This window comes from Streptomyces sp. YIM 130001, from assembly GCF_003574445.1.
Classification (GTDB): domain Bacteria; phylum Actinomycetota; class Actinomycetes; order Streptomycetales; family Streptomycetaceae; genus Streptomyces.
The window spans coordinates 192686-212863 of sequence record NZ_KZ984560.1 but is presented as its reverse complement, the minus strand read 5'-3'; the positions used below and the strand labels follow the sequence as shown (position 1 = coordinate 212863).

The 20178-nt window shown below is 71.3% G+C and carries 23 protein-coding genes; 15 read left to right on the top strand and 8 right to left on the bottom strand.

Annotation, left to right across the window (positions count from 1 at the left end):
• Nucleotides 1–34 precede the first annotated feature (34 nt).
• The 4 genes from DSC45_RS23470 to DSC45_RS23455 all read right to left on the bottom strand — a co-directional run bounded on the left by DSC45_RS23470 (nt 35) and on the right by DSC45_RS23455 (nt 4647).
• Nucleotides 35–1249 (bottom strand): FAD-dependent monooxygenase, encoded by a 1215-nt coding sequence (locus tag DSC45_RS23470; RefSeq protein ID WP_119293895.1) that lies wholly within the window; start codon nt 1247–1249, stop codon nt 35–37.
• 145 nt (nt 1250–1394) lie between these two features.
• Nucleotides 1395–2387, bottom strand: a complete 993-nt coding sequence (locus DSC45_RS23465; RefSeq protein ID WP_119293894.1) for a S1C family serine protease — start codon at nt 2385–2387, stop codon at nt 1395–1397.
• Nucleotides 2388–2563: 176 nt separating this feature from the next.
• Nucleotides 2564–3586, bottom strand: a complete 1023-nt coding sequence (locus DSC45_RS23460) for a LacI family DNA-binding transcriptional regulator (RefSeq protein WP_119293893.1) — start codon at nt 3584–3586, stop codon at nt 2564–2566.
• 242 nt (nt 3587–3828) lie between these two features.
• Nucleotides 3829–4647, bottom strand: a complete 819-nt coding sequence (locus DSC45_RS23455; protein ID WP_119293892.1) for a winged helix-turn-helix transcriptional regulator — start codon at nt 4645–4647, stop codon at nt 3829–3831.
• Nucleotides 4648–4964: 317 nt separating this feature from the next.
• Between DSC45_RS23455 and DSC45_RS23450 the strand changes: the two genes are divergently transcribed.
• From DSC45_RS23450 to DSC45_RS23420, 7 genes are all read left to right on the top strand, one after another.
• On the top strand, nt 4965–5879 hold the full coding sequence (locus tag DSC45_RS23450) for an alpha/beta hydrolase (RefSeq protein WP_119293891.1): 915 nt from the start codon (nt 4965–4967) through the stop codon (nt 5877–5879).
• Nucleotides 5880–6004: 125 nt separating this feature from the next.
• Nucleotides 6005–6259, top strand: a complete 255-nt coding sequence (locus DSC45_RS23445) for a MoaD/ThiS family protein (protein ID WP_119293890.1) — start codon at nt 6005–6007, stop codon at nt 6257–6259.
• A 10-nt stretch (nt 6260–6269) separates the two neighbouring features.
• Entirely contained in the window at nt 6270–7724 is a 1455-nt protein-coding gene (locus tag DSC45_RS23440) for a hypothetical protein (protein WP_119293889.1), read from the top strand.
• Nucleotides 7725–7840: 116 nt separating this feature from the next.
• A complete protein-coding gene (locus DSC45_RS23435; RefSeq protein WP_119293888.1) occupies nt 7841–8569 on the top strand; it encodes an LmeA family phospholipid-binding protein in 729 nt (242 codons plus the stop codon).
• 489 nt (nt 8570–9058) lie between these two features.
• Nucleotides 9059–9895 carry a sulfurtransferase gene (locus DSC45_RS23430; RefSeq protein ID WP_119293887.1) on the top strand — a complete coding sequence of 279 codons (837 nt, stop codon included), beginning with the start codon at nt 9059–9061 and terminating at the stop codon, nt 9893–9895.
• 28 nt (nt 9896–9923) lie between these two features.
• Nucleotides 9924–10214: a DUF1416 domain-containing protein gene (locus tag DSC45_RS23425; RefSeq protein WP_119293886.1), complete on the top strand. Its 291-nt coding sequence runs from the start codon at nt 9924–9926 to the stop codon at nt 10212–10214.
• Nucleotides 10215–10335: 121 nt separating this feature from the next.
• Nucleotides 10336–10596 (top strand): DUF3099 domain-containing protein, encoded by a 261-nt coding sequence (locus DSC45_RS23420; protein WP_119293955.1) that lies wholly within the window; start codon nt 10336–10338, stop codon nt 10594–10596.
• 30 nt (nt 10597–10626) lie between these two features.
• Here DSC45_RS23420 and DSC45_RS23415 read toward each other — a convergent pair whose 3' ends face one another.
• Nucleotides 10627–11190, bottom strand: coding sequence for a dihydrofolate reductase family protein (locus DSC45_RS23415; RefSeq protein ID WP_119293885.1), 564 nt, complete (start codon nt 11188–11190; stop codon nt 10627–10629).
• An 89-nt stretch (nt 11191–11279) separates the two neighbouring features.
• The gene (locus DSC45_RS23410) at nt 11280–11642 is read right to left on the bottom strand and encodes a DsrE family protein (RefSeq protein WP_119293884.1); all 363 of its coding nucleotides are present in this window, start codon (nt 11640–11642) and stop codon (nt 11280–11282) included.
• Nucleotides 11643–11941: 299 nt separating this feature from the next.
• Between DSC45_RS23410 and DSC45_RS23400 the strand changes: the two genes are divergently transcribed.
• The 3 genes from DSC45_RS23400 to DSC45_RS23390 all read left to right on the top strand — a co-directional run bounded on the left by DSC45_RS23400 (nt 11942) and on the right by DSC45_RS23390 (nt 14145).
• Entirely contained in the window at nt 11942–12514 is a 573-nt protein-coding gene (locus DSC45_RS23400) for a heme-binding beta-barrel domain-containing protein (protein ID WP_119293882.1), read from the top strand.
• 120 nt (nt 12515–12634) lie between these two features.
• Nucleotides 12635–13090 (top strand): Fur family transcriptional regulator, encoded by a 456-nt coding sequence (locus tag DSC45_RS23395; protein WP_119293881.1) that lies wholly within the window; start codon nt 12635–12637, stop codon nt 13088–13090.
• Between the two features lie 68 nt (nt 13091–13158).
• Nucleotides 13159–14145, top strand: coding sequence for a CAF17-like 4Fe-4S cluster assembly/insertion protein YgfZ (locus DSC45_RS23390; RefSeq protein ID WP_119293880.1), 987 nt, complete (start codon nt 13159–13161; stop codon nt 14143–14145).
• A gap of 51 nt (nt 14146–14196) precedes the next feature.
• Here the strand turns inward: DSC45_RS23390 and dtd are convergent, their stop codons facing one another.
• Entirely contained in the window at nt 14197–14658 is a 462-nt protein-coding gene (gene dtd / locus DSC45_RS23385; RefSeq protein WP_119293879.1) for a D-aminoacyl-tRNA deacylase, read from the bottom strand.
• Between the two features lie 185 nt (nt 14659–14843).
• On the opposite strand from dtd, the gene DSC45_RS23380 reads away from it, so the two are divergent.
• The 3 genes from DSC45_RS23380 (at nt 14844) to DSC45_RS23370 (ending at nt 17840) form a co-directional block, all read left to right on the top strand.
• Nucleotides 14844–15455, top strand: a complete 612-nt coding sequence (locus DSC45_RS23380) for an RsiG family protein (RefSeq protein ID WP_119293878.1) — start codon at nt 14844–14846, stop codon at nt 15453–15455.
• A gap of 64 nt (nt 15456–15519) precedes the next feature.
• Nucleotides 15520–16521 (top strand): asparaginase, encoded by a 1002-nt coding sequence (locus DSC45_RS23375; RefSeq protein ID WP_119293877.1) that lies wholly within the window; start codon nt 15520–15522, stop codon nt 16519–16521.
• Nucleotides 16522–16592: 71 nt separating this feature from the next.
• The gene (locus DSC45_RS23370) at nt 16593–17840 is read left to right on the top strand and encodes a GNAT family N-acetyltransferase (protein WP_119293876.1); all 1248 of its coding nucleotides are present in this window, start codon (nt 16593–16595) and stop codon (nt 17838–17840) included.
• Between the two features lie 44 nt (nt 17841–17884).
• On the opposite strand, the gene DSC45_RS23365 is transcribed toward DSC45_RS23370, so the two are convergent.
• Nucleotides 17885–18073: a hypothetical protein gene (locus DSC45_RS23365; protein WP_119293954.1), complete on the bottom strand. Its 189-nt coding sequence runs from the start codon at nt 18071–18073 to the stop codon at nt 17885–17887.
• Between the two features lie 224 nt (nt 18074–18297).
• Here DSC45_RS23365 and DSC45_RS23360 point away from each other — a divergent pair, with 224 nt between their 5' ends.
• A complete protein-coding gene (locus DSC45_RS23360) occupies nt 18298–19011 on the top strand; it encodes an HAD family hydrolase (RefSeq protein WP_346426676.1) in 714 nt (237 codons plus the stop codon).
• Between the two features lie 222 nt (nt 19012–19233).
• Nucleotides 19234–20151, top strand: coding sequence for a GntR family transcriptional regulator (locus tag DSC45_RS23355; RefSeq protein WP_119293875.1), 918 nt, complete (start codon nt 19234–19236; stop codon nt 20149–20151).
• Nucleotides 20152–20178: the final 27 nt, after the last annotated feature.

Here is a 20178-nt window from a genome sequence, read left to right as displayed (position 1 = left end):
CGGGCGCCCCCTGAGGAGGCGCCCGGCCCAGGGATCAGTCTCCGCGCCGCAGCGCGTGGCCGCCGAAACCGCTGTTCCGGTCGGAGCCCTGGTTCTGCTCGCGCCACCAGGCGTCGAACTCCGGCTGCCCCATGGACGCCCAGTCCGGCGTCCTCTCGACCTGATGGCGCCCGAGCCGCCGGGCGAGGCCGACCATCGCGGAGCCGACGGCGGTCCGGTCGCGCTCGTAGGCCGCCAGGACCTCGTCCCAGGTGTTTCCGGAGTGCCAGGCACGCTCCAGCACGAGCGCGTCCTGCAGGGCCTTCACGGCGCCGCCGCCCACGTGCGGCCGGACCACGGTGGCCGCGTCACCGGCGAGCAGCAGCCGGCCGGTGGCGTAGTGCGGCACCTCGAGGTCGTAGATCGGCTGCATCAGCGTCTCGTCGGGAGGCGTGTCGAGGACCGCCTGCGCCCAGTACGGCGGGAAGTGCTTGGCCACCAACGAGCGGAGCGACTCGGTGAGTTCGGGGGTGAGTTCGGCGGGCGGCCCCTGCGGTCCGTCCGTGGCGTCGCCCGGCGGCACGGTGTAGAGCACCCAGTTCGTACGGTGCCCGCCCGAGGCGTCGGGGATCGTGTAGATCATGCAGTGGCCGCCGGGGAACCCGACCACGGTGGCGGCCTCGCTCAGCTCCGTCGAGCCGCTCTCGGTGAGCGCGCCGGGTGAGGTGCCGCGCCAGCCGAGGTAGCCCGCGTAGCCGGGGCTCAGGTCGGGGAACATCGTGTCGCGGATCAGGGAGCGGTATCCGTCCGCACCGATCACGATGTCGAAGCGCTCCTTGCGCCCGTCCGTCAGGCCGAGGACGACACCGTCGGCCTCCGGCTCCACCGAGGTGACGGCGGTGCCCGAGCGGTAGTCGATGTCCTCGGGGACCCGGCGCCGCAGTTCGTTCCAGAGCGAACCCCAGTTGTAGGCACGGAAGTTGAAGGGGGCCTGCTCGGCGATGGTGCGCCCGCGCGCCGACTCGCCGTCCCGTACCACCCAGTCCCGTCGGTTCATCCGCCTCCACGGCATGTCCTCATGGACGTACCCGGCGGACTCCAGCTCCGTGAAACGGTCGCTCTGTATGGCGATACCCACGCCTCGCGACCGGAGTTCACCGGTGGTTCTCTCCAGGACGCTGACCTTATCCGCGCCCCCGCGCGCTGCCGCCAGGGCCACCGCGCATCCCGCGATGCTGCCGCCCACTACGGCGACGTTGCCTCCCTGCATGAACTCCGCTCCTCCGGCCCGCAGTTGATCTCTGTTCTGCTGTCGGGGCGCATTGTTCCAGAGGTACGAGCGAGGGGCATACGCATGTTCTGTCCGAGACAGTCCATGAGGGGCCGTCAAGTGCCTTTTCAGGTACTGGAGTCGGCTAGTCGCGCAGGTCGTCCAGGACCGACTTGACGGTGTTGGCGGGGATGGCGAAGCCGAGGCCGACGCTGCCCGCGGTGGAGCCGGTGGTGGAACTCGGGGAGTACATCGCGGAGTTGATGCCGATGATCTCGCCGTTCATGTTGATCAGGGCGCCGCCGGAGTTGCCGGGGTTGAGCGAGGCGTCGGTCTGGATCGCCTTGTACGTGGTCTTCGACGAGCCGGTGTCACCGTTGAACTGCCGGCCGTCGAACTCGAACGGCCACTCGCCGGGGCCCTGTCCGCCGTCCTGGCCGCCGTCGCCCTGTCCCTGTCCCTGGCCCTGCTGGTCCTGGTCACCGTCCGTGGAGACCGTGACGTCGCGGTCGAGCGCGGAGACGATGCCGCTGGTGACGGTGCCGGTCAGGCCCTCGGGGGAGCCGATCGCCACGACCTCGTCACCGACGCCCACCTTGCTCGAGTCGCCGAGCTTGGCGGCCTGCAGACCCGAGGCGTTCTTCAGCTTGATCATCGCCAGGTCCTTGGAGGCGTCCGTGCCGAGTACATCGGCGGTGTAGCTCTTGCCGTCGTCGGTGGTCACCTTGACCGTGGAGGCGCCGGAGACCACGTGGTTGTTGGTGATGATCTCGCCGTCCTCGGTGGTGATGACGCCGGACCCGGTGGACTGGCCCGCGGACGAGGTGGCGCTGATCTCCACGATGCTCGGACTGACGGAGTTGGCGACCCCGCGCACCGTGCCGGTGCCGGCCGCGGAGGCGTTCGTACCGCTGACGCCGGCCGAGGCGGTGGTCTCCTGGGTGCCGAACAACTCCTGCGCCGCGTACGCCGTACCGCCGCCGACCGCGGCTGCGGCGAGCGCCACGGCGGCGAGCAGGGCGACGGGGCGCTTGGCCCGGTGCGGGGTCGGCGGGGCCGGCGGATCGCTCGGGAGGGGCGGGTAGGACGTCGGCTGCTGCTGCGGGTATGCGCCGTACTGGCGGTAGTTGTCGGTCATACGTACAGCGTTGCCACGCTGCATGAGAGAGGGCTGAGGGCGGCCTGAGAAGCCCCGTAGAACTCGGACCGCGCTGCAGAGGCGGCCGGCGCCCCGGGGTCCCTCCGCGCACGAAGTCCGGGGAGAGCGAGGACGAGGCGCTCAGCACCGGAGGGGCCGAACCGGAACCCCGCCGGTCAGGCGCACCCGCACGACTGGCGGATGACCAGGCGGGACGGGAAGAGGCGCAGGCGTTCGCGGCGGGAGCCGACGACGCGGAGGCCGTCGTCGAGGACGAGGTCGACCGCCGCACGCGCCATCGCCGGCCGGTCCGAGAACACCGTGGTCAGCGGCGGATCCGTGAGCGCCGCCTCCTTCACGTCGTCGAAGCCGACCACCGCCAGCTCACCCGGCACATCGATCCGCAGCTCCCGCGCGGCCCGCAGCACACCGATCGCCTGGTCGTCCGTCGCGCACACGATGGCCGGCGGCCGGTCGGGCCCGGCCAGCAGGCCGAGGGCGACCTGGTAGGCGTCGTAGCGGTTGTACGGGGCCGAGAAGAGGCGGCCCTCTGTCGGCCGCCCGGACTCGCTCATCGCGCGCCGCCAGCCTTCGACGTGGTCGTGCACCGGGTCGCCGGAGGTCGGCGTGGACTCGACGCCGCCGAGACAGGCGACGTAGGGGTGACCGTGCTCGAGGAGGTGCCGGGTCGCGAGCTGCGAACCGCCCACGTCGTCCGTGACGACCGCGACGTCCTCGATGGCGTCGGGCCGCCGGTGCAGGAGCACCACGCGGGCGTCCCAGGCGTCGATCTCCGCGGCCGCGTGCTCGCTCGGGCCCTGGCTGACCAGGATCAGGCCCGAGACCCGCATGCCGAGGAAGGCCCGCAGGTAGTGGACCTCGCGCTCGTCGAGGTAGTCGGAGTTGCCGACCAGGACCATCTTCTCGCGTTCGGACGCGGCCTGTTCGACCGCGTGCGCCATCTCCGCGAAGAACGGCTGCCGGGCGTCCGGCACGATCATCCCGATCAGGTCGGTACGCCGCGAGGCCATGGCCTGCGCGACCCGGTCCGGCCGGTACCCCAGCTCCTTGATCGCGGCGAGTACACGCTCGCGCGTGGCCGGGGCGACCGGCCTGGGTCCGTTGTTGATGACGTAACTGACGACCGCGGTCGAAGTACCCGCCAGCCGCGCCACATCGTCCCGCGTCACCTTGGCCACGCCGGAAGTCTACGCGTGCAGAGCGCCCCCTGAGCAGGCCCTACAGGACCTTCTTCGGGGCGGGTGGCCGAAGTGTTATGTACGTCGCCGCGGCCACCGCGGCGGGACGAAGCGGTACCGGCCGGTGCAGTACCACCGGTACCGGACGCGCGCGCGTGGACCCCGAATCCGCCGTCCACGCGCGCGGGGTGACGTTTTCGGTCACCACGCGCGCGTGGACGGCAGATACCCGGCTGCGTGCTTTACGCGCGCGTGGCCTCCGGCCGCCCCGTCCCCGACGGAGCACCTCCCACGCCTCCGGCACCGCCTGTGCCCTGCGCGTTGCGAGCCCGCTCGCGCTCGGCCTCCGAGCGCTCCGCCTTGGCCTTGGCCTCGGAGGGACGTTCGGACTTCTCCGGCATGACGAAGCGGTAGCCGACGTTGCGCACGGTGCCGATCAGGGCCTCGTGCTCGGGCCCGAGCTTCGCCCGCAGCCGTCGTACGTGCACATCGACCGTGCGCGTACCGCCGAAGTAGTCGTAGCCCCAGACCTCCTGGAGGAGCTGGGCGCGGGTGAAGACGCGGCCCGGGTGCTGCGCCAGGTACTTCAGAAGCTCGAATTCCTTGAAGGTCAGGTCGAGGACCCGGCCCTTGAGTTTGGCGCTGTAGGTCGCCTCGTCCACCGACAGGTCACCGTTGCGGATCTCCATGGGGGAGTCGTCGCCGGTGATCTGCTGACGGCCCATGGCGAGCCGGAGACGGGCCTCGACCTCGGCGGGGCCCGCGGTGTCGAGCAGGACGTCGTCGATGCCCCAGTCGGCGGTGACGGCGGCCAGGCCGCCCTCGGTGACCACCAGGACCAGCGGACAGCCGGGCCCGGTGGAACGGAGCAGCTGACAGAGGCTGCGGACCTGCGGGAGGTCACGACGGCCGTCGATCATGATGACGTCGGCGCCGGGGGTGTCGACGAGGGCGGGGCCCTCCGCCGGTGCCACCCGCACGTTGTGCAGCAGTAGGCCGAGAGCGGGCAGCACCTCCGTCGACGGCTGAAGGGCGTTGGTGAGGAGCAGCAGAGAACTCATCGCCGCCCACCTGCCCGGGTCGGACTGTGATGTTGCGTGTTTCGCTCGCCCATTACGTCGGTTCCTCCTCGGTCCCTGCGTGGGGCACCTCCCCCGTCCGCGTGGACGGTTGCGGGAGTCTGCGGCACTGCTTCGTACGGTGCGGGTCCCCGCGCCCCGGGGGCCCGCGGATGTCTGCGACACCCTTTGCGCCTGCCACCGGGGCTCCTACACGAACCTGCTGGTACACGAACTGGCCGTATACGAACCCTGCCGGAAAGCACAAAAGGACCCGGGGGCTGCGTCGCCCGGATCCTTCACCCAGGAGAATAGCCCACATGACTTCCCGTGCGGCAGGCCGCGAGCCGCGTTCCTCTGTGCAGCCCGTCACGCAAGCCGTCACCGAACGCTCCCGCCGGACCACGTTGGGTACGGCGGACGGGGTGCGGATCGACGCCTCGTACGAGCCGGGGCCGCACGGCACGGACGGGCCCGTGATCGTCGTCGCGCACGGGTTCACCGGCGACCTGGAGCGGCCGCACGTGCGGCGGGCCGCGGAGGTGTTCGGCCTGCGTACGGCCGTGGTCACCTTCACCTTCCGCGGGCACGGACGGTCCTCGGGGCACTCCACGGTGGGCGACCGCGAGGTGCTCGATCTGGCGGCGGCGGTGGCGTGGGCACGTCTCCTCGGCCACGCGCGCGTGGTCACCGTCGGCTTCTCGATGGGCGGTTCGGTGGTCCTGCGGCACGGCGCTCTGCACCGCCCCGAACCCGATGGGGTGCACGAGGGGTGCACGGGAGAAGAGGGGCGCACTCAGGCATGGGCGGACGCCGTCGTCGCCGTGAGCGCCCCCGCGCGCTGGTACTACCGGGGGACGGCACCGATGCGCCGGCTGCACTGGCTGATCACGCGGCCGGTGGGCCGGGTGGTGGGGCGGCATGTGATGCGCACCCGGATCCACCACCGCGACTGGGACCCGGTGCCCCTGTCGCCGGTCGAGGCGGTGCCGCGGATCGCGCCGACGCCGCTGCTGATCGTGCACGGGGACCGCGATCCGTACTTCCCGGTCGACCATCCGCGGATGCTGGCCGCCGCCGGCGGCCAGGACACCGAGCTGTGGCTCGAGCCCGGCATGGGCCACGCCGAACACGCGGCGGACGACGCCCTGCTCGCCCGGATCGCCGACTGGGCGGTCGGCAGAGCCGCGGCCGGGGGCGGATCACCGGCCGGGCGGTCCGAGGGCCCCGGCTAACCTGAGACGTTCCTTCGCGCGGTGGGGCACGGCGGTCGTGGCTGCGGCCCGCGCCTTCCCGGCCGTACGGAGGCGAGAAGTCCGCGTGACCGCGCGGAGCAGCGGAGCAAGGAAGGGAGCCGCAGATGGCAGCGGGCACGATCCGCTACTGGGCCGCGGCCAAGTCCGCCGCGGGCGTGGCCGAGGAGCGTTACGAGGCCGAGAGCCTCGCCCAGGCACTCACCGCGGCCCGTGAACGGCACCCCGGCGAGCTGGTGCGCGTCCTCGAGCGATGCTCCTTCCTCGTCGACGGCGACCCCGTGGGGACCCGTGGGCATGAGACCGTACGGCTGGCCGAGGGCGGCACGGTCGAGGTGCTCCCGCCGTTCGCAGGAGGGTGACCCGAGAGCGATGAGCAATCAGCCGTACGACCCGAACCAGCCGCACCGCCAGCCGTACGACCCGAACCAGCCGTACGACCCGAACCAGCAGCAGCCTCAGCCGTACGAGCCCTACGACCCGTATCGGCAGGACGCCGCTCCCGCAGCCGGGGAGTCGTACGGCTCGTACGACCCCTACGGCTCCCACGGTGCGCCGCACACCTCCGCGTACCAGGCCCCCGACGGCTCGTACCAGGGGATCCCGCCCCACGGCGGACAGCAGGCGCCCGGTGCGTACGGGCAGCAGCAGGCGCAGGACCCGTACCCGTCGCAGGCCGGCGACCCGGGGGTGTACCCGCAGCAGGCGCAGCAGCACTGGCCCGAGGGTTCGCCCGGGCCCGAGGACCCGCAGCAGTTCACGCAGACCTGGCACGGGCAGACCTGGGACACCCAGGTGCATGCGGTGCAGTCGGTGCCCAGCACCACCGAGACCGCGTATCTGCCCTCGCAGAGCTACGACGGCCCACCCGAGCAGTACGGCGCCTCGGGGCAGTACGGCACCCCGCAGCAGTACGGCACTCCCGACCCGGCCGGCACTCCGCCACCCGGCGCCCCCGCCCCCGCGGGCCCCGCCGCGAACGCCCCGACGCCCCCGCCGTCCGCGCCCCCGGAATCCGACCCCGAAGCCGCCCCGGACTACGGCCCCGCCACCACGACCGGCAACGCCCGGATCACCGACGCCCAGCGCGCCCGCGCCGAGGGCCGGTCGCCGGTGATAGCGCCGGGCATGCAGCCCGCGCTGCTCACCGCCGGCCTCGGGGTGCTGATCGCCGGTGGTGCCGCGGTCGGCACGTACGGGCTGCTCGTACCGCTGGTGGTCCTGCAGGCGCTCACCGCGGCCGGCTGGTTCCGGCTGAACGGGATGTGGCCCGCACGGCAGGGCATCGCCCTGGCCCTCGCGGGCGGCCTCGCCGCCGACGCCGCACTGCTCGCGGCCGGCCGCGACCACGGTCCTGCCGCGATCCTCGGCACCCTCGGCATCTGGGTGCTGCTCACCCTCGTACTCCAGCTGCGCAGCCGCGCCGACGCCGACGAGCGGATGGCCGGTCTGATGGCGACCGTCGCCTCGTCGGCACTGGCGATCGTCGCGGCCGGTCACCTCGCTGCGCTCCCGGACGCCGCGTGCGTCGGCGGTGTCGCGGTGGCCGCCGCGCTGGTGGGCCGGGCGTTGCCGCTGCCGGCGGTGGGTTCCCTGCTCGCCGGGGTCGTCGCGGCGGCCGGCGCGGGGCTCCTGGTGGGGCTGCTCACCGACATCGGGTCCGGCGGTGCGCTGCTCGGCGCCGGTGCCGGCGTCTGCGCGCTGATCGGCCACCGGGTGGCGAGCTACGACTACCCGTCCCGGTTCGTGCACATGACCGCGGGCGTCGCCCTGCCGCTCGCCGCGGCCGCCCCTGCCGTCTACCTGCTCGGCAGGGTGGTCGGCTGACCTCGGCCGACGGCATGTCACAGCTGGTCGACAGGTCCCCCGCCGAGGTCAGCGGCGGGGGATCCGTCGTTTAGGCTCGCGCTCATCGACCGCTTAGGTGGGGGGAATTTCCGAGCATGCGCGCGTTGCGAATAATTCTGGTCATTGTCGTCGTCCTGGGAGGCCTGTTCGTTCTGGCCGACCGACTCCTGGTCGGCTTCGCCGAGGACAAGGCCGCCGACCAGCTGCGCAGCAGCGAGGGTCTGGACAAGGCGCCGGACGTCTCGATCAACGGATTCCCCTTCCTCACTCAGGTCGTCAGCGGTGAACTGGACGACGTCGAGGTCGGCATCGACGGCCTGAACGCCTCGCAGGACGGCGAGTCGGTCCGTATCGACGAGTTGAAGGCCAAGATGAGCGGCGTCGAGTTCTCCAGCGACTACAGCTCCGCGACCGCCGCCGAGGCGACCGGTTCGGCGCGTATCTCGTACGACGAGCTGCTCAAGGCCGCGAAGGTCAAGCCGGTGGAGATCGCTCCCGGAGTGACCGCCCAGGTGGTCGGGCTCTCCGACGGCGGCGACGGGAAGATCAAGGTGACCGTCGAGGGGACCGTGCTCGGTCAGAAGATCCCCGCCGAGGTCCTCAGCTCGGCGGACGTGACGGACGGCAACACGGTGCGGGTGCACGCCGACGCGCTGCCGAAGCTCGGCGCCGTCCCGATAGCCGACAAGAAGATGCGGGAGATCACCGACTTCCAGCAGAAGATCGACGAGCTGCCGACCGGGATCGACCTGGACAAGGTCAAGGCGCAGAAGGACGGGGTCTCGATCACGGTGAAGGGTTCAGGCGTCAAGCTCGCCGGGTAGAGGGGCAGTTGGCACCGCGCGGCCGACTCCGCCGGGGGGCCGCGGAACGGTCCGCGCGAGGCCGTTGGTCCGAAGGGCGAGACAGGCGCGTCCGGACTGTAGATGACATGCGGCATCCGTCGCTCGTACGGAGCCGGTTCCCCGGAGATCTCGCGTTCACATTCCCGCAATGCGGACGATCGCGTCTCATTATCCGACACAACGGTGACATCCCCGGCGCTACCTCCTTACGATCGGGGTCATGAAGCGACAGGCGGATCTCACGAAGCGGCGGGCAGTGGACCTGTGCCGCGTCGCCGCCATGCTCTGTCGCGCCTGCTGAGCGGGATCTCGACACCCCCGCATCCCCCAGGCCCCTGACGCCTCCGGGCGACATCCCGGCCCGTCCCCTCTCTCGCGCCGAGTACGCATCGGTATCCGACCGCGTGCCCGCACGCCCCTTTTTGCCTGGCGACATCCCCGCCGTAACTGCCCCGGAGGAGAAACAGCATGAGCCGCAGCGACGTCCTGGTCGACGCAGACTGGGTCGAGGCCAACCTCGACAACCCGAAGGTCGTCATCGTCGAGGTCGACGAGGACACCTCGGCGTACGACAAGAACCACATCAAGAACGCCGTCAAGATCGACTGGAAGACCGACCTGCAGGACCCGGTCCGCCGCGACTTCGTCGACCAGGAGGGCTTCGAGAAGCTCCTCTCGGCGCGCGGCATCGCCAACGACGACACCGTGATCCTCTACGGCGGCAACAACAACTGGTTCGCGTCCTACGCCTACTGGTACTTCAAGCTCTACGGCCACGACTCCGTGAAGCTCCTCGACGGCGGCCGCAAGAAGTGGGAGCTCGACTCCCGCGACCTCGTCGCCGAGGTCCCCGCGCGCCCCGCCACCGAGTACAAGGCCAAGGCGCAGAACACCGCGATCCGCGCCTTCCGCGAGGACGTCGTCAAGGCGATCGGCAACGAGAACCTCGTCGACGTGCGCTCCCCCGACGAGTTCAGCGGCAAGCTCCTCGCCCCCGCGCACCTGCCGCAGGAGCAGTCGCAGCGCCCCGGCCACGTGCCGAGCGCCCGCAACATCCCGTGGTCCAAGAACGCCAACGACGACGGCACCTTCAAGTCGGACGACCAGCTCAAGGAGCTCTACGCCGACGAGCAGGTGGACCTCGCCAAGGACACCATCGCGTACTGCAGGATCGGCGAGCGCTCCGCGCTGACCTGGTTCGTCCTGCACGAGCTGCTCGGCGTGGAGAACGTGAAGAACTACGACGGCTCGTGGACCGAGTACGGCTCCCTGGTCGGCGTCCCGATCGAGCTCGGCTCGAACTGAACACCCCGACCATCAGGAGGACTTGAGCATGTGTGGAGCGAAGACCGGCGGACCGGACCTGGCAGGGGTCGACGTGGCGAGCGAGACGATCATCCAGGGTTCCGTGACACGTGACGGCGAGCCCGTCTCCGGCTACGTGCGGCTGCTCGACGGCGGTGGTGAGTTCACCGCCGAGGTCCCGACCTCGGCGACCGGACAGTTCCGGTTCTTCGCGGCTCCGGGCACCTGGACGCTGCGCGCGCTGGTGCCGGGTGCGACGGCCGACCGTACGGTCGTCGCGCAGCAGGGCGCACCGGCGGACGTCGCCATCGCCGTCTGACCGACGGCGACCCGGCCGTCGCGTACGGTCAGATACGGCCGGAGGGCCGTGCCCCTGGGGGTTGGACGCTTACCAGGACATGGGCGCGGTCCTCCGGCTCTTTTGGTTCTACGCTGGATGTATGTACGCCCGTCGGCGCCACGTGTACTTCGTGATGATGGGGACGTGCCTGGTGCTCTTCGTCTCCGCCTGCGCGTTCGTACGGCTGTGGTCCGTGCCGGTCGCGGTGGGGATGTGCGTGGTGGCGATGGTCATCCCGCCGCTCGCCGCGATCGTCGCCAACCGCCGTGGCCCGGACGACCGTTGGTGGGACGACGACTCCGGCGACCCTCAGTCCGACGCGTGGTGGGACGAGCTGGACGGCAAGCGACGCCGCCGGTGACGGGCCGCGCGGCCTCCTCGTCCCGTCCGCTCAGGCCGGTGCGTAACGCTGCAGGACGACGCCGTTGCCGAACGCCTTCGCGTCGATCAGCCGCAGGCGCGGGATCTCCAGGCCGTCCGGGAAGAGCCGGCGGCCGCGGCCCTGGACCGAGGGGTACACGGACAGGCGGTACTCGTCGACGAGACCTGCCTCGATGAGGGTGTGCGACAGGGTGATGCTGCCGGTGACGACGATGTCCTGGGTGCCCTCACGCGCCTTGAGCGCGGTCACCTCGTCGACCACGTCCCCCGACAGGACCGTCGAGTTCTGCCACTCGGGGTCCTTGAGCGAGCCCGACACCACGTACTTCTGCACCTGGTCGAGGTACGCCGTGATGCCGGTCTCGTCGTCGGTCTGCAGCGGCCAGTAGCCGCGGAAGTCCTCGAACGTCCGGCGGCCGAGCAGCACTGTGTCGCAGGACTCGGCCAGGCGGTTGTTCTCGGCGAGCGCTTCGTCGTCGTGCGTCGGGCTGTCCGGGGACGGACTGAACCAGTCGGTGATCATCTCGACGGCGCCGTCGAGGGTGATGTTCTGCGTCAGGGCAAGGGTGCGCATGTCGCCGCCTCCGTGGGATTCGCGTACACCTGTGGTGACTCCCGCGCAGGGCCAGGCTCATCGGTACCCGGCGAGCGGGTGCGCGCGACTCAGTACACGAGGGCCTGGACGTCGTCCTTCGTGATCTCTCCGACGAACACCTGCGCGCCCGCGATGCGGATGCCGTCCAGTACGTCGTCCTCGCCGATGTCCCGGCGGGCCGCGCACTGGGTGCACAAGGTGACCGAGCCGGCCGCCAGGACGGACTCGAGCAGGTCGGGCAGCGGCGCCGCGTGCGGCAGTTCGAACTCGGCCGCCCGGCCCGGCAGCGCGAACCAGGCGGACTCACCGGTCAGCCACAGCGAGATCTCCACCCCGCTGGCCGCGGCCACGGCCGCCACCGTGAAGGCCTGCGAGCAGCGCTCGGGTGCGTCGGCCCCGGCGGTCACCTTGATCACGAGCTTCTTCGCCATGCCTGCACTGTAATCAACGCCGCCGCCGGGCCACGCGGCCGTCGCCCACCTCGCCGAGAGCGGTGCTCGGTGGCCGACTAAGGTGGTAGGCGGTCCGTTTCGTCGTCATCGCTCATCGAAGGGCAATCCCGTGCTCGAGGCATTCTTCTCAGCCCTGCTGGTTCTGGTCGCCGTCGGCGTTCTCGCCTTCGCCGGACTGGCCGTGAAGAAGCTCTACCAGGGTCAGCGCTGACCGAGCGTGCCGGCCTCACCCCCTGCCGCACCCCCATGCCGCCTAGAACAGATCGACTGAGTCGCTGATGATCGAGATCCCGTCCGACCTCAATCCGGCCCTCGTGCCTCTCGCCTTCCTGCTGGGCGACTGGGCGGGCGCGGGCGTATCCGACTTCCCGGGTGCCGAGAAGTGCAACTTCGGGCAGGAGGTCAGCTTCAGCCACGACGGCCGCGACTTCCTCGAGTACCGCTCCCGCACCTGGGTCCTGGATGCCGAGGGCAACAAGGTCAAGCCGCTGGAGAACGAGTCCGGCTTCTGGCGCATCGACGCCGAGCGCAAGGTCGAGGTCGTGATGGTCCGCGACGACGGCGTGGTCGAGGTCTGGTACGGCGAGCTGGCGGACCAGAAGCCGCAGATCGACCTGGCCACGGACGCGGTCGCACGGACCGCCGCCTCTGGGCCGTACAGCGGCGGCAAGCGGTTGTACGGATACGTCAAGAGCGACCTGATGTGGGTCGGCGAGAAGCAGACGCCCGAGGTGCCGCTGCGGCCCTACATGTCCGCGCAGCTGAAGAAGGTCGTCTCGCCCGAGGACGTCCAGTCCTGGGCCAAGGACCTGGGCGATCTGCCCGACGACGGGATCGCCTTCTTCAAGTAGGCCGTCCCGTTCTTCGAGCAGGCCGTCCCGGATCTGCTCCGGGCAGGACGCGCGCTTTTCCCTGACGCCCCGCTCTCCGCGGGGCGTCAGGCGTTTGCGGGGGCGGCTTACACTGGCCCCGTGGTGGGCACCGACTGGAAAAGCGATCTGCGGCAGCGCGGTTACCGTCTGACGCCGCAGCGTCAGCTCGTGCTCGAGGCCGTCGACGCCCTGGAGCACGCGACCCCCGACGACCTCCTCGCCGAGGTCCGCAAAACCGCGTCCGGGGTCAACATCTCCACCGTCTACCGCACCCTCGAGCTCCTCGAGGAGCTCGGTCTGGTCTCGCACGCCCACCTGGGGCACGGGGCGCCCACGTACCACCTCGCCGACCGGCACCACCATCTGCACCTGGTGTGCCGGGACTGCACGAACGTCGTCGAGGCCGACGTCGAGGTCGCCGCCGACTTCCGGGCCAAGCTGCTCGACACCTTCGGGTTCGACACCGATATGAAGCATTTCGCGATCTTCGGCCGGTGCAAGGACTGCTCCGAGGACTGCCCGGCGGACCGCTCCGAGCACCGCTCAGCGAAATGAAGCCATCCCGTGAAGGAATCGACCCGGGGAATAAGGCGAAGCGTCCCCGGGTCGTACTGTGAGTGGATATGCAGCAGCACGCGAAGCACAGCAGCAGCCCCTTGCTGACCCTGCCGGGCGCCGTCCCGGCCGAGGGCGCGGACGACGGCGTCGCCGCGCACTACGGCGAGCTCTTCCGTGAGCAACGGGCTCTGGCCGACGGCACCGGTTTCGTCGACCTGTCGCACCGCGGGGTCGTGACGGTCAGTGGCGACGACCGGCTGAGCTGGCTCCACCTGCTGCTCACCCAGCACGTCAGCGAGCTGCCGACCGGACAGGCGACCGAGGCCCTGGTCCTGACGGCGAACGGCCACATCGAGCATGCGCTCTACCTCGTCGACGACGGCGAGACGGTCTGGGCGCATGTGGAGCCCGGCACCCAGGAGGCGCTGATCGCGTACCTGGAGTCCATGAAGTTCTTCTACCGGGTCGAAGTCGCCGACCGTACAGCCGAGTTCGCCGTGGTGAACCTGCCGGCCGGTTCCATCGCGACGGTCCCGGACGGTGCCGCCGTACGCGAGACCGCCTACGGTCGTGACGTCTTCCTGCCCCGGGAGGACCTGGAGTCCTTCGCCGCGGGCAACGGCCCGGCGATCGGCATCCTCGCCCACGAGGCGCTCCGCGTCGAGGCGCACCGGCCACGACTCGGCTTCGAGACCGACCACCGTACGATCCCGCACGAGTTGGGCTGGATCGGGACGGCGGTGCATCTGCAGAAGGGCTGCTACCGCGGGCAGGAGACGGTCGCCCGGGTGCACAACCTCGGCAAGCCGCCGCGGCGCCTGGTCTTCCTGCACCTGGACGGCAGCGAGGTGCATCTGCCCGGGCACGGTACGGAGATCCGGCTCGCGGCGGACGGCCCGGAGGGCCGCAAGGTCGGCGTGGTGACCACGTCCGCCCGCCACCACGAACTCGGCCCGATCGCACTCGCCGTGATCAAGCGGAACGTCGCGACGGACGCGGACCTCCTGGCGGGTACGACGGCCGCGGCGCAGGAGACAGTCGTCGAGCCCTGACCGGCCCCCCTGCGGGAGTTCCGGGAAGGGGCGAGGCGCGGCCGACGGCTGTCAAAGCTCCAGGAGCACCGTGAACGGCCCGTCGTTGGTGAGCGACACCCGCATCTTCGCCCCGAAGCGCCCGGTCGCCACCTCCGCGCCGAGTGCGCGCAGTTGGGCGACCACCTCGTCGACCAAGGGCTCGGCGACGGGGCCCGGCGCGGCCGCGTTCCAGGTGGGCCGGCGCCCCTTGCGCGCATCGCCGTAGAGCGTGAACTGGCTGACGACCAGGAGCGGGGCGCCGATGTCGGAGCAGGACCGCTCCTCGGAGAGGATCCGCAGACTCCAGAGTTTGCGGGCCAGTTGGGCCGCCTTCTCCTTGGTGTCCTTGTGTGTGACGCCCACCAGGACGCACAGGCCCTCGCCGGAGATCCCGCCGACGACGGTCTCCGCGCCCGCCGCGTCGCCCGTACGCTCCGCCTCGTCCTCGACGACGACGCTCGCGCCGTCCACTCGCTGTACCACCGCTCGCATGGGCCCATCATGCCGTGCGCCCGGCAGGTCGTTCGGCCCACCCCGACCTGCCTTCGGAGGAATCCGCCACCTAACGCCATGCCCTGTTCGGCCGCAGATTCTGTGCACTCCGGCACATCCCGGGCAGATGGGGTGGCACGATGCAGGTATGCCGTGCGCCGCACGGGCCGAGGGGACGGTTCCAGATGAGCAGCACACCCAGCACCGGGCAGCCCCCGGGCTCCGTACCGGTGGTCACCGGGGCGGTGGCCCGTGCCGCGCGGCCGCCCGCCCAGCGCACGGACAGTCCGCTGCCGGAGGTGCCCGAGCACGATCTCGGACTGCTCCGGCTGCCCGAACTGCGCTCACTGCGCCGCACCTCGCAGCAGGACGAGGCCGATCTGAGCTACGTACGCCGGCTGATCCAGGGCCGCGTCGACATCCTGCGCGCGGAGCTGGCCCGGCGCCGCGGCCCCGCCTCCCCGCTGCCCGAGGAGGACCTGGTGGAGCGGCTGCCGGAGATCCTCACGGACACTCCCTCTCGGCACCGCAGCTCGGCCCGGCACGTGACGCTCGGTACGCCGCACGGCGAGCAGTACCGGGTGCTCGCCGCCGAGATGCTCGCCGAGATCCAGCTCTCCGACCTCGCGGCCCGTACCGACGACGAGTTGCACGCGGCGATGGGCCGGCTCGCGGCGTACGAGAAGCATGTCTCGCGCAATCGGCAGCAGCTGCAGCGCACAGCCGACGATTGCAGTGCGGAGATCGCCCGCAGGTACCGTGAAGGCGAAGCGCAAGTAGACGACCTGCTCGCCTGACGCCCTGCCGCGGTCCGTGCACCGCGGGGGCCGGCGCGGTCGCCGCACCACGGAAGGCCCGCCCATGACGTCCCCCGCCGCCGGCAGCAACGACGCGTCCGCGATATCCAGCGCCCCGGCGCCCGGCCCGGCCCCGGTGCTCGCCGAGGTCGTACGTTCCGGTTTCGTCGAGGGCCGGCACCGTGGATCGCTCGTGCTGCTGGCGGCGGACGGCACCGTGCAGGCGGCCTACGGAGATGTGCGCGCGCCGGTCTTCCCGCGCTCCTCGAACAAACCGCTGCAGGCGGTGGCCGTCCTGCGCAGCGGCCTCGAACTGGCCGGTGAACGGCTGGCTCTCGCCGCCGCCAGCCACTCCGGAGAACGCTTCCACCTCGACCTCGTACGCAAGATGCTCGCCGAGTACGGCATCGACGAGACGGCTCTGCAGTGCCCGGCCGACCTGCCGCTCGACCCGGTGGAGGGCGAGGCGCGCCTCGCCTCGGGCGGCGGCCGCGACCGGATCAGCATGAACTGCTCCGGCAAGCACGCCGCGATGCTGGGCGCCTGTCTGCGGGCCGGCTGGTCCACCGACGACTACCTGGCCCCTGACCATCCGCTGCAGCGTCTGGTGCACGACGTGGTCGAGGAGACGTCCGGGGAGCGAGTGGTGGCCACCGGTACCGACGGCTGCGGTGCGCCGCTGATGGCGATACCGCTGGTCGGACTCGCGCGGGCGTTCCGGCAGCTGGTGCTCGCGGCGCCAGGTACGCCCGGGCGACGGGTCGCGGACGCGATGCGCGCACATCCCGAGTACGTGGCCGGCACCCGGCGGCCCGACACCTGGCTCATGCGGGAGGTGCCCGGCTCGCTGTCGAAGATGGGCGCCGAGGCGGTGCAGGCGGTCGCGCTGCCGGACGGGCGGGCGCTGGCGTTCAAGGTCGACGACGGTGCCCTGCGCACGCTCGGGCCGGTACTCGCCCGGGCGCTCGACCTGCTCGGCGTGGACTCGCCCGTCCTCGACCGCATCGGCCGGACGCCGCTGCTCGGCGGCGGGCACGAGGTGGGCGAGGTGCGGGCGGCGTTCTGAGGGGCGAGGTGCCGGTGGGGCGCCGGGAAATTGCGGTGCGGGTGGGGGAAGCCCGTCCTAGCGTGACCAGCATGACCGTTGATGTCCGTACGCTCGCCGAATCCGACTATCCCGACTGGCTGCGCGCCCTGAACACGGGGTTTCTGCGGCCCCCGGTGGCCACCGACGAGGATGTCGCCGACCGCCTCACCTTCACGCTCCTCGACCGCACGCTGGGCGCCTTCGACGACGGGCGCTGCGTGGCCACATTCCGTTCGTTCCCGCAGCAGCTCACCGCCGTCGGCGGCCGTACGGTCGCGGCCGACGCCATCTCGAACGTCACCGTGTCGCCCACGCACCGTCGCCGCGGTCTGCTCGGCCGCATGGTGGCCGCCGATCTCGCGGCCGCCAAGGAGCGCGGCGAGGTGGTGGCCACGCTGATCGCCGCCGAGTACCAGATCTACGGCCGGTACGGGTTCGGGCCCGGGGCGTGGATCGCGGAGTGGGAGATCGACGTCCAGCGTGCGGGGTTCGACCGGCAGCGGCCGGGCCCTGACGACGGCGGCCGGATCGACCTGGTGGACGGCGCCGAGGTACGCCGGATCGGCCCGGCACTGCACGAGCGGCTGCGCGGCCGGCAGCACGGCGCCGTGGACCGCGACGACCGCTGGTGGCGTGCGGCCACCGGGGTCGCGGGGGTGCGCGCGCCCGGCGCCTGGACCGAGCCTTTCCATGCGGTGTACCACTCGGCCGGCGGCGAGGTCGAAGGCCTGGTCGCCTACACCGCGGACAGCGACTGGGGCGCGACCAAGCAGCCGTCCGGCACGGTCCAGGTGCTCGATCTGGTCGCGGCGAGCCCGGCGGCGGAGCGGGCCCTGTGGCGCTATCTGTGTTCGGTCGACTGGATCACGAAGGTGCGTACCGGACGCCGCGCGCCGGACGATCTGCTGCTCGCCGTGCTCCCGGACCCGCGGGCCGCGCGGATCCTGACGCTCTCCGACTGGCTGTGGGTGCGGCTTCTGGACGTACCGGCGGCGCTCGAGGCGCGGACGTACTCCGGTACGGGGGCACTGATCCTGGAGGTGGAGGACCGGCAGGGACTGGCCGGCGGACGGTTCCGGCTCGATGTGACGCCGGCGGGTGTGCGCTGCGTGCCGACCGAGGATGCGGCTGAACTCGCCCTGAGTGTCGGCGAGTTGGGGTCGCTGTGGCTGGGCGGTGAGTCGGCGGTGCGGCTCGCCGAGGTCGACAGGGTGGTGGAGCTGAGGCCGGGCGCCGCCGCCGTTGCCGACGCCCTGTTCCGTACGTCCAGGAGGGCCTGGTGCCCCGACCAGTTCTGACCTGTGCGGGTCCCGGTGCGGGTCCCGGTGTGGGTCCCTGCGGGTCAGAGGGTGGGCCGCGCGACGAGCAGGGTGAGGACCACCGCGCCCATCGAACTGCAGGTCGCACTGCGGGCCTTGACCCCGATGGTGAGCAGCAGCAGGCCCACGACCCCCATGGGGCCGTAGCGCCACTGCACGAGCTGTTCGAACCCGATCACCAGGACGGCGGCGAGGAAGGCGATGACGGGCATGACGGTCTCCTTGTGGGTGAGTGTGCGCTGATGCGGGCGCTTGGTGAAGTCCGTTCGTCGGTACGGGTGTTCGGAGGTGGAACGGGTGCGGCACGGCCTGCGGCCGGTCATTCGTCACCGGGACGCGGAACTGGTTCAATGCGCGGTGGCAGCACACCAGTAGCCTCGACACGCGGCTCGTCCGGGCGGTCCCGGGCGGCAGGCGGAACCTATGGGCGGCCCAAGTGGAAGACGTTCTCCGGAACTTGGTCGGCGGTGCGGAGAGCGTCCTCTTCGACTTCGACGGACCTCTCTGCCGGCTCTTCGCGGGACATCCCGCCGAGGACGTGGCGGACGGTCTCCTCGACTGGCTCGACGACCGTGCGCAGACCGCGTTCCTGACCGGAGCGGAACGCCGGGGCGGGGATCCGCACGCGATCCTGACGGCAGCGGGCCGCGCGTTCCCCGACAGTGCCCTGGTGGCATCCCTGGAGAACCGGCTGTCCGACGAGGAGGCGCTCGCCGCGAAATCGGCCGCGCCCACCCCGTACGTCGACAGGCTCGTCCGGGAGTGGCACGCCGCCGGGGTGCGGCTGGCCGTCGCCAGTAACAACTCGCCCGAGGCGGTGTTCCGTTACCTGGAGAGCCGCGACCTCCTGGAGTGCTTCGTCGGAGGAATCCACGGCCGGGGCGGACGTCCGCAGCTGCTCAAGCCGGACCCGGACTGTCTGCACCGGGCGCTGGCCGCGCTGGGACACGGTGCGGGGACGGCCCTGATGATCGGTGACTCCCCGAACGACCTGCTGGCGGCCCGCTCGGCCGGTGTCGCCTTCCTCGGCTACGGCCGGGACGAGCCGCACGAGCGAAGGCTGCGGGAGGCGGGCGCCGGATGCGTGGTGAGTTCGTTGGCTCCGGTGCTCGGAGTCGTGCGAGGGCTCGAGCGGGAGCCGCGGGCGTAGTGGGGGCCGGGGGTGCGGTTGCGGCCGGGAGTGGTGCGACATCGGGCATTCACCTGCCAATCACCTTCAAGCGCCCAACTGCTCTGCCAATTGGGCTGGTTGACGTGAATTGGTTGTCCCCGCAGTAGTAGATCCCTTAACCACTTCCCGTAAGTTCGTTTGTAGCGGCCCAATTTGACTGAAAGCGGTTTGCCGCACCGTTCGTGGCGGTACGGTCGCGGTGTGTCCAAGGGGAGAGCCGGAGACGGTGGCGGCAAGGAGTTCCAGCGCGTTTCGGACGCGCTGAGGTCTCGACTGGCCGACGGTACGTACCGGGTGGGCGCACGGCTGCCGGGGCAGCGGGAGCTGGCCGACGAGTTCGGCGTCAGCCGCGACACGGTGCAGCGCGTCCTGCGCGACATGGCGGACGAGGGGTGGATCGAGTCCCGGCAGGGCAGCGGCTCGCGGGTGGTCAAGGGGCAGCGGATCCAGTCGCCCCCCGCGCAACGCTCCGGCAAGGCCGGCCGGGTGACGCTCGGGTCGCTCGTCGCGGAGGCGTTCGCGCAGCCCGAAGTGACCCTGGACGTCTTCACGTTGACGTCCGAGTCGCTCGACGCACACGTCCGGATCCAGGCCGAGAACATCCGCTCGGGCGCGGTCGCCGCCCCCGAGCGGATCTCGGTGCGGATGCTGCTCCCCGCACAGACCTTGCGCCTGCCGTATCCGCGGCCCCTGCACGACCGGGACGATCTGCGCCTGCAGGAGCGGCTGCACACCATCAGCCGCCGGTACCTCGCGGCGCTGCGCGACGCGCTCGACAATCTGCAGGCCCAGGGCTTCGTGCCCACCGTGCGGATGGAGGTGCGCCGGGTGGAGCTCGCGCCGACGTTCAAGGTCTATCTGTTCAACGGCGTCGAGGCCCTGCAGGGGCCGTACGAGGTGGTGGAACGGCCGATCCGGCTCGATTCGGGCGAGCAGATCGAGGCGCTCGACGTGCTCGGCGTGGGCTCCACGCTGACGCATTACGTGACGGACGACGATCCGCAGTCGGAGGGGTCGGTGTTCGTGCGCAGTACGCAGGCGTGGTTCGAGTCGCTGTGGCGGTTCGTGTCCGTGCAGGAGGACGCGGACCGGCCGCCACCGTCGGTCCAATTGGGCTGAGGGTGGCGGCCGTTGCCAGCGGGGCCG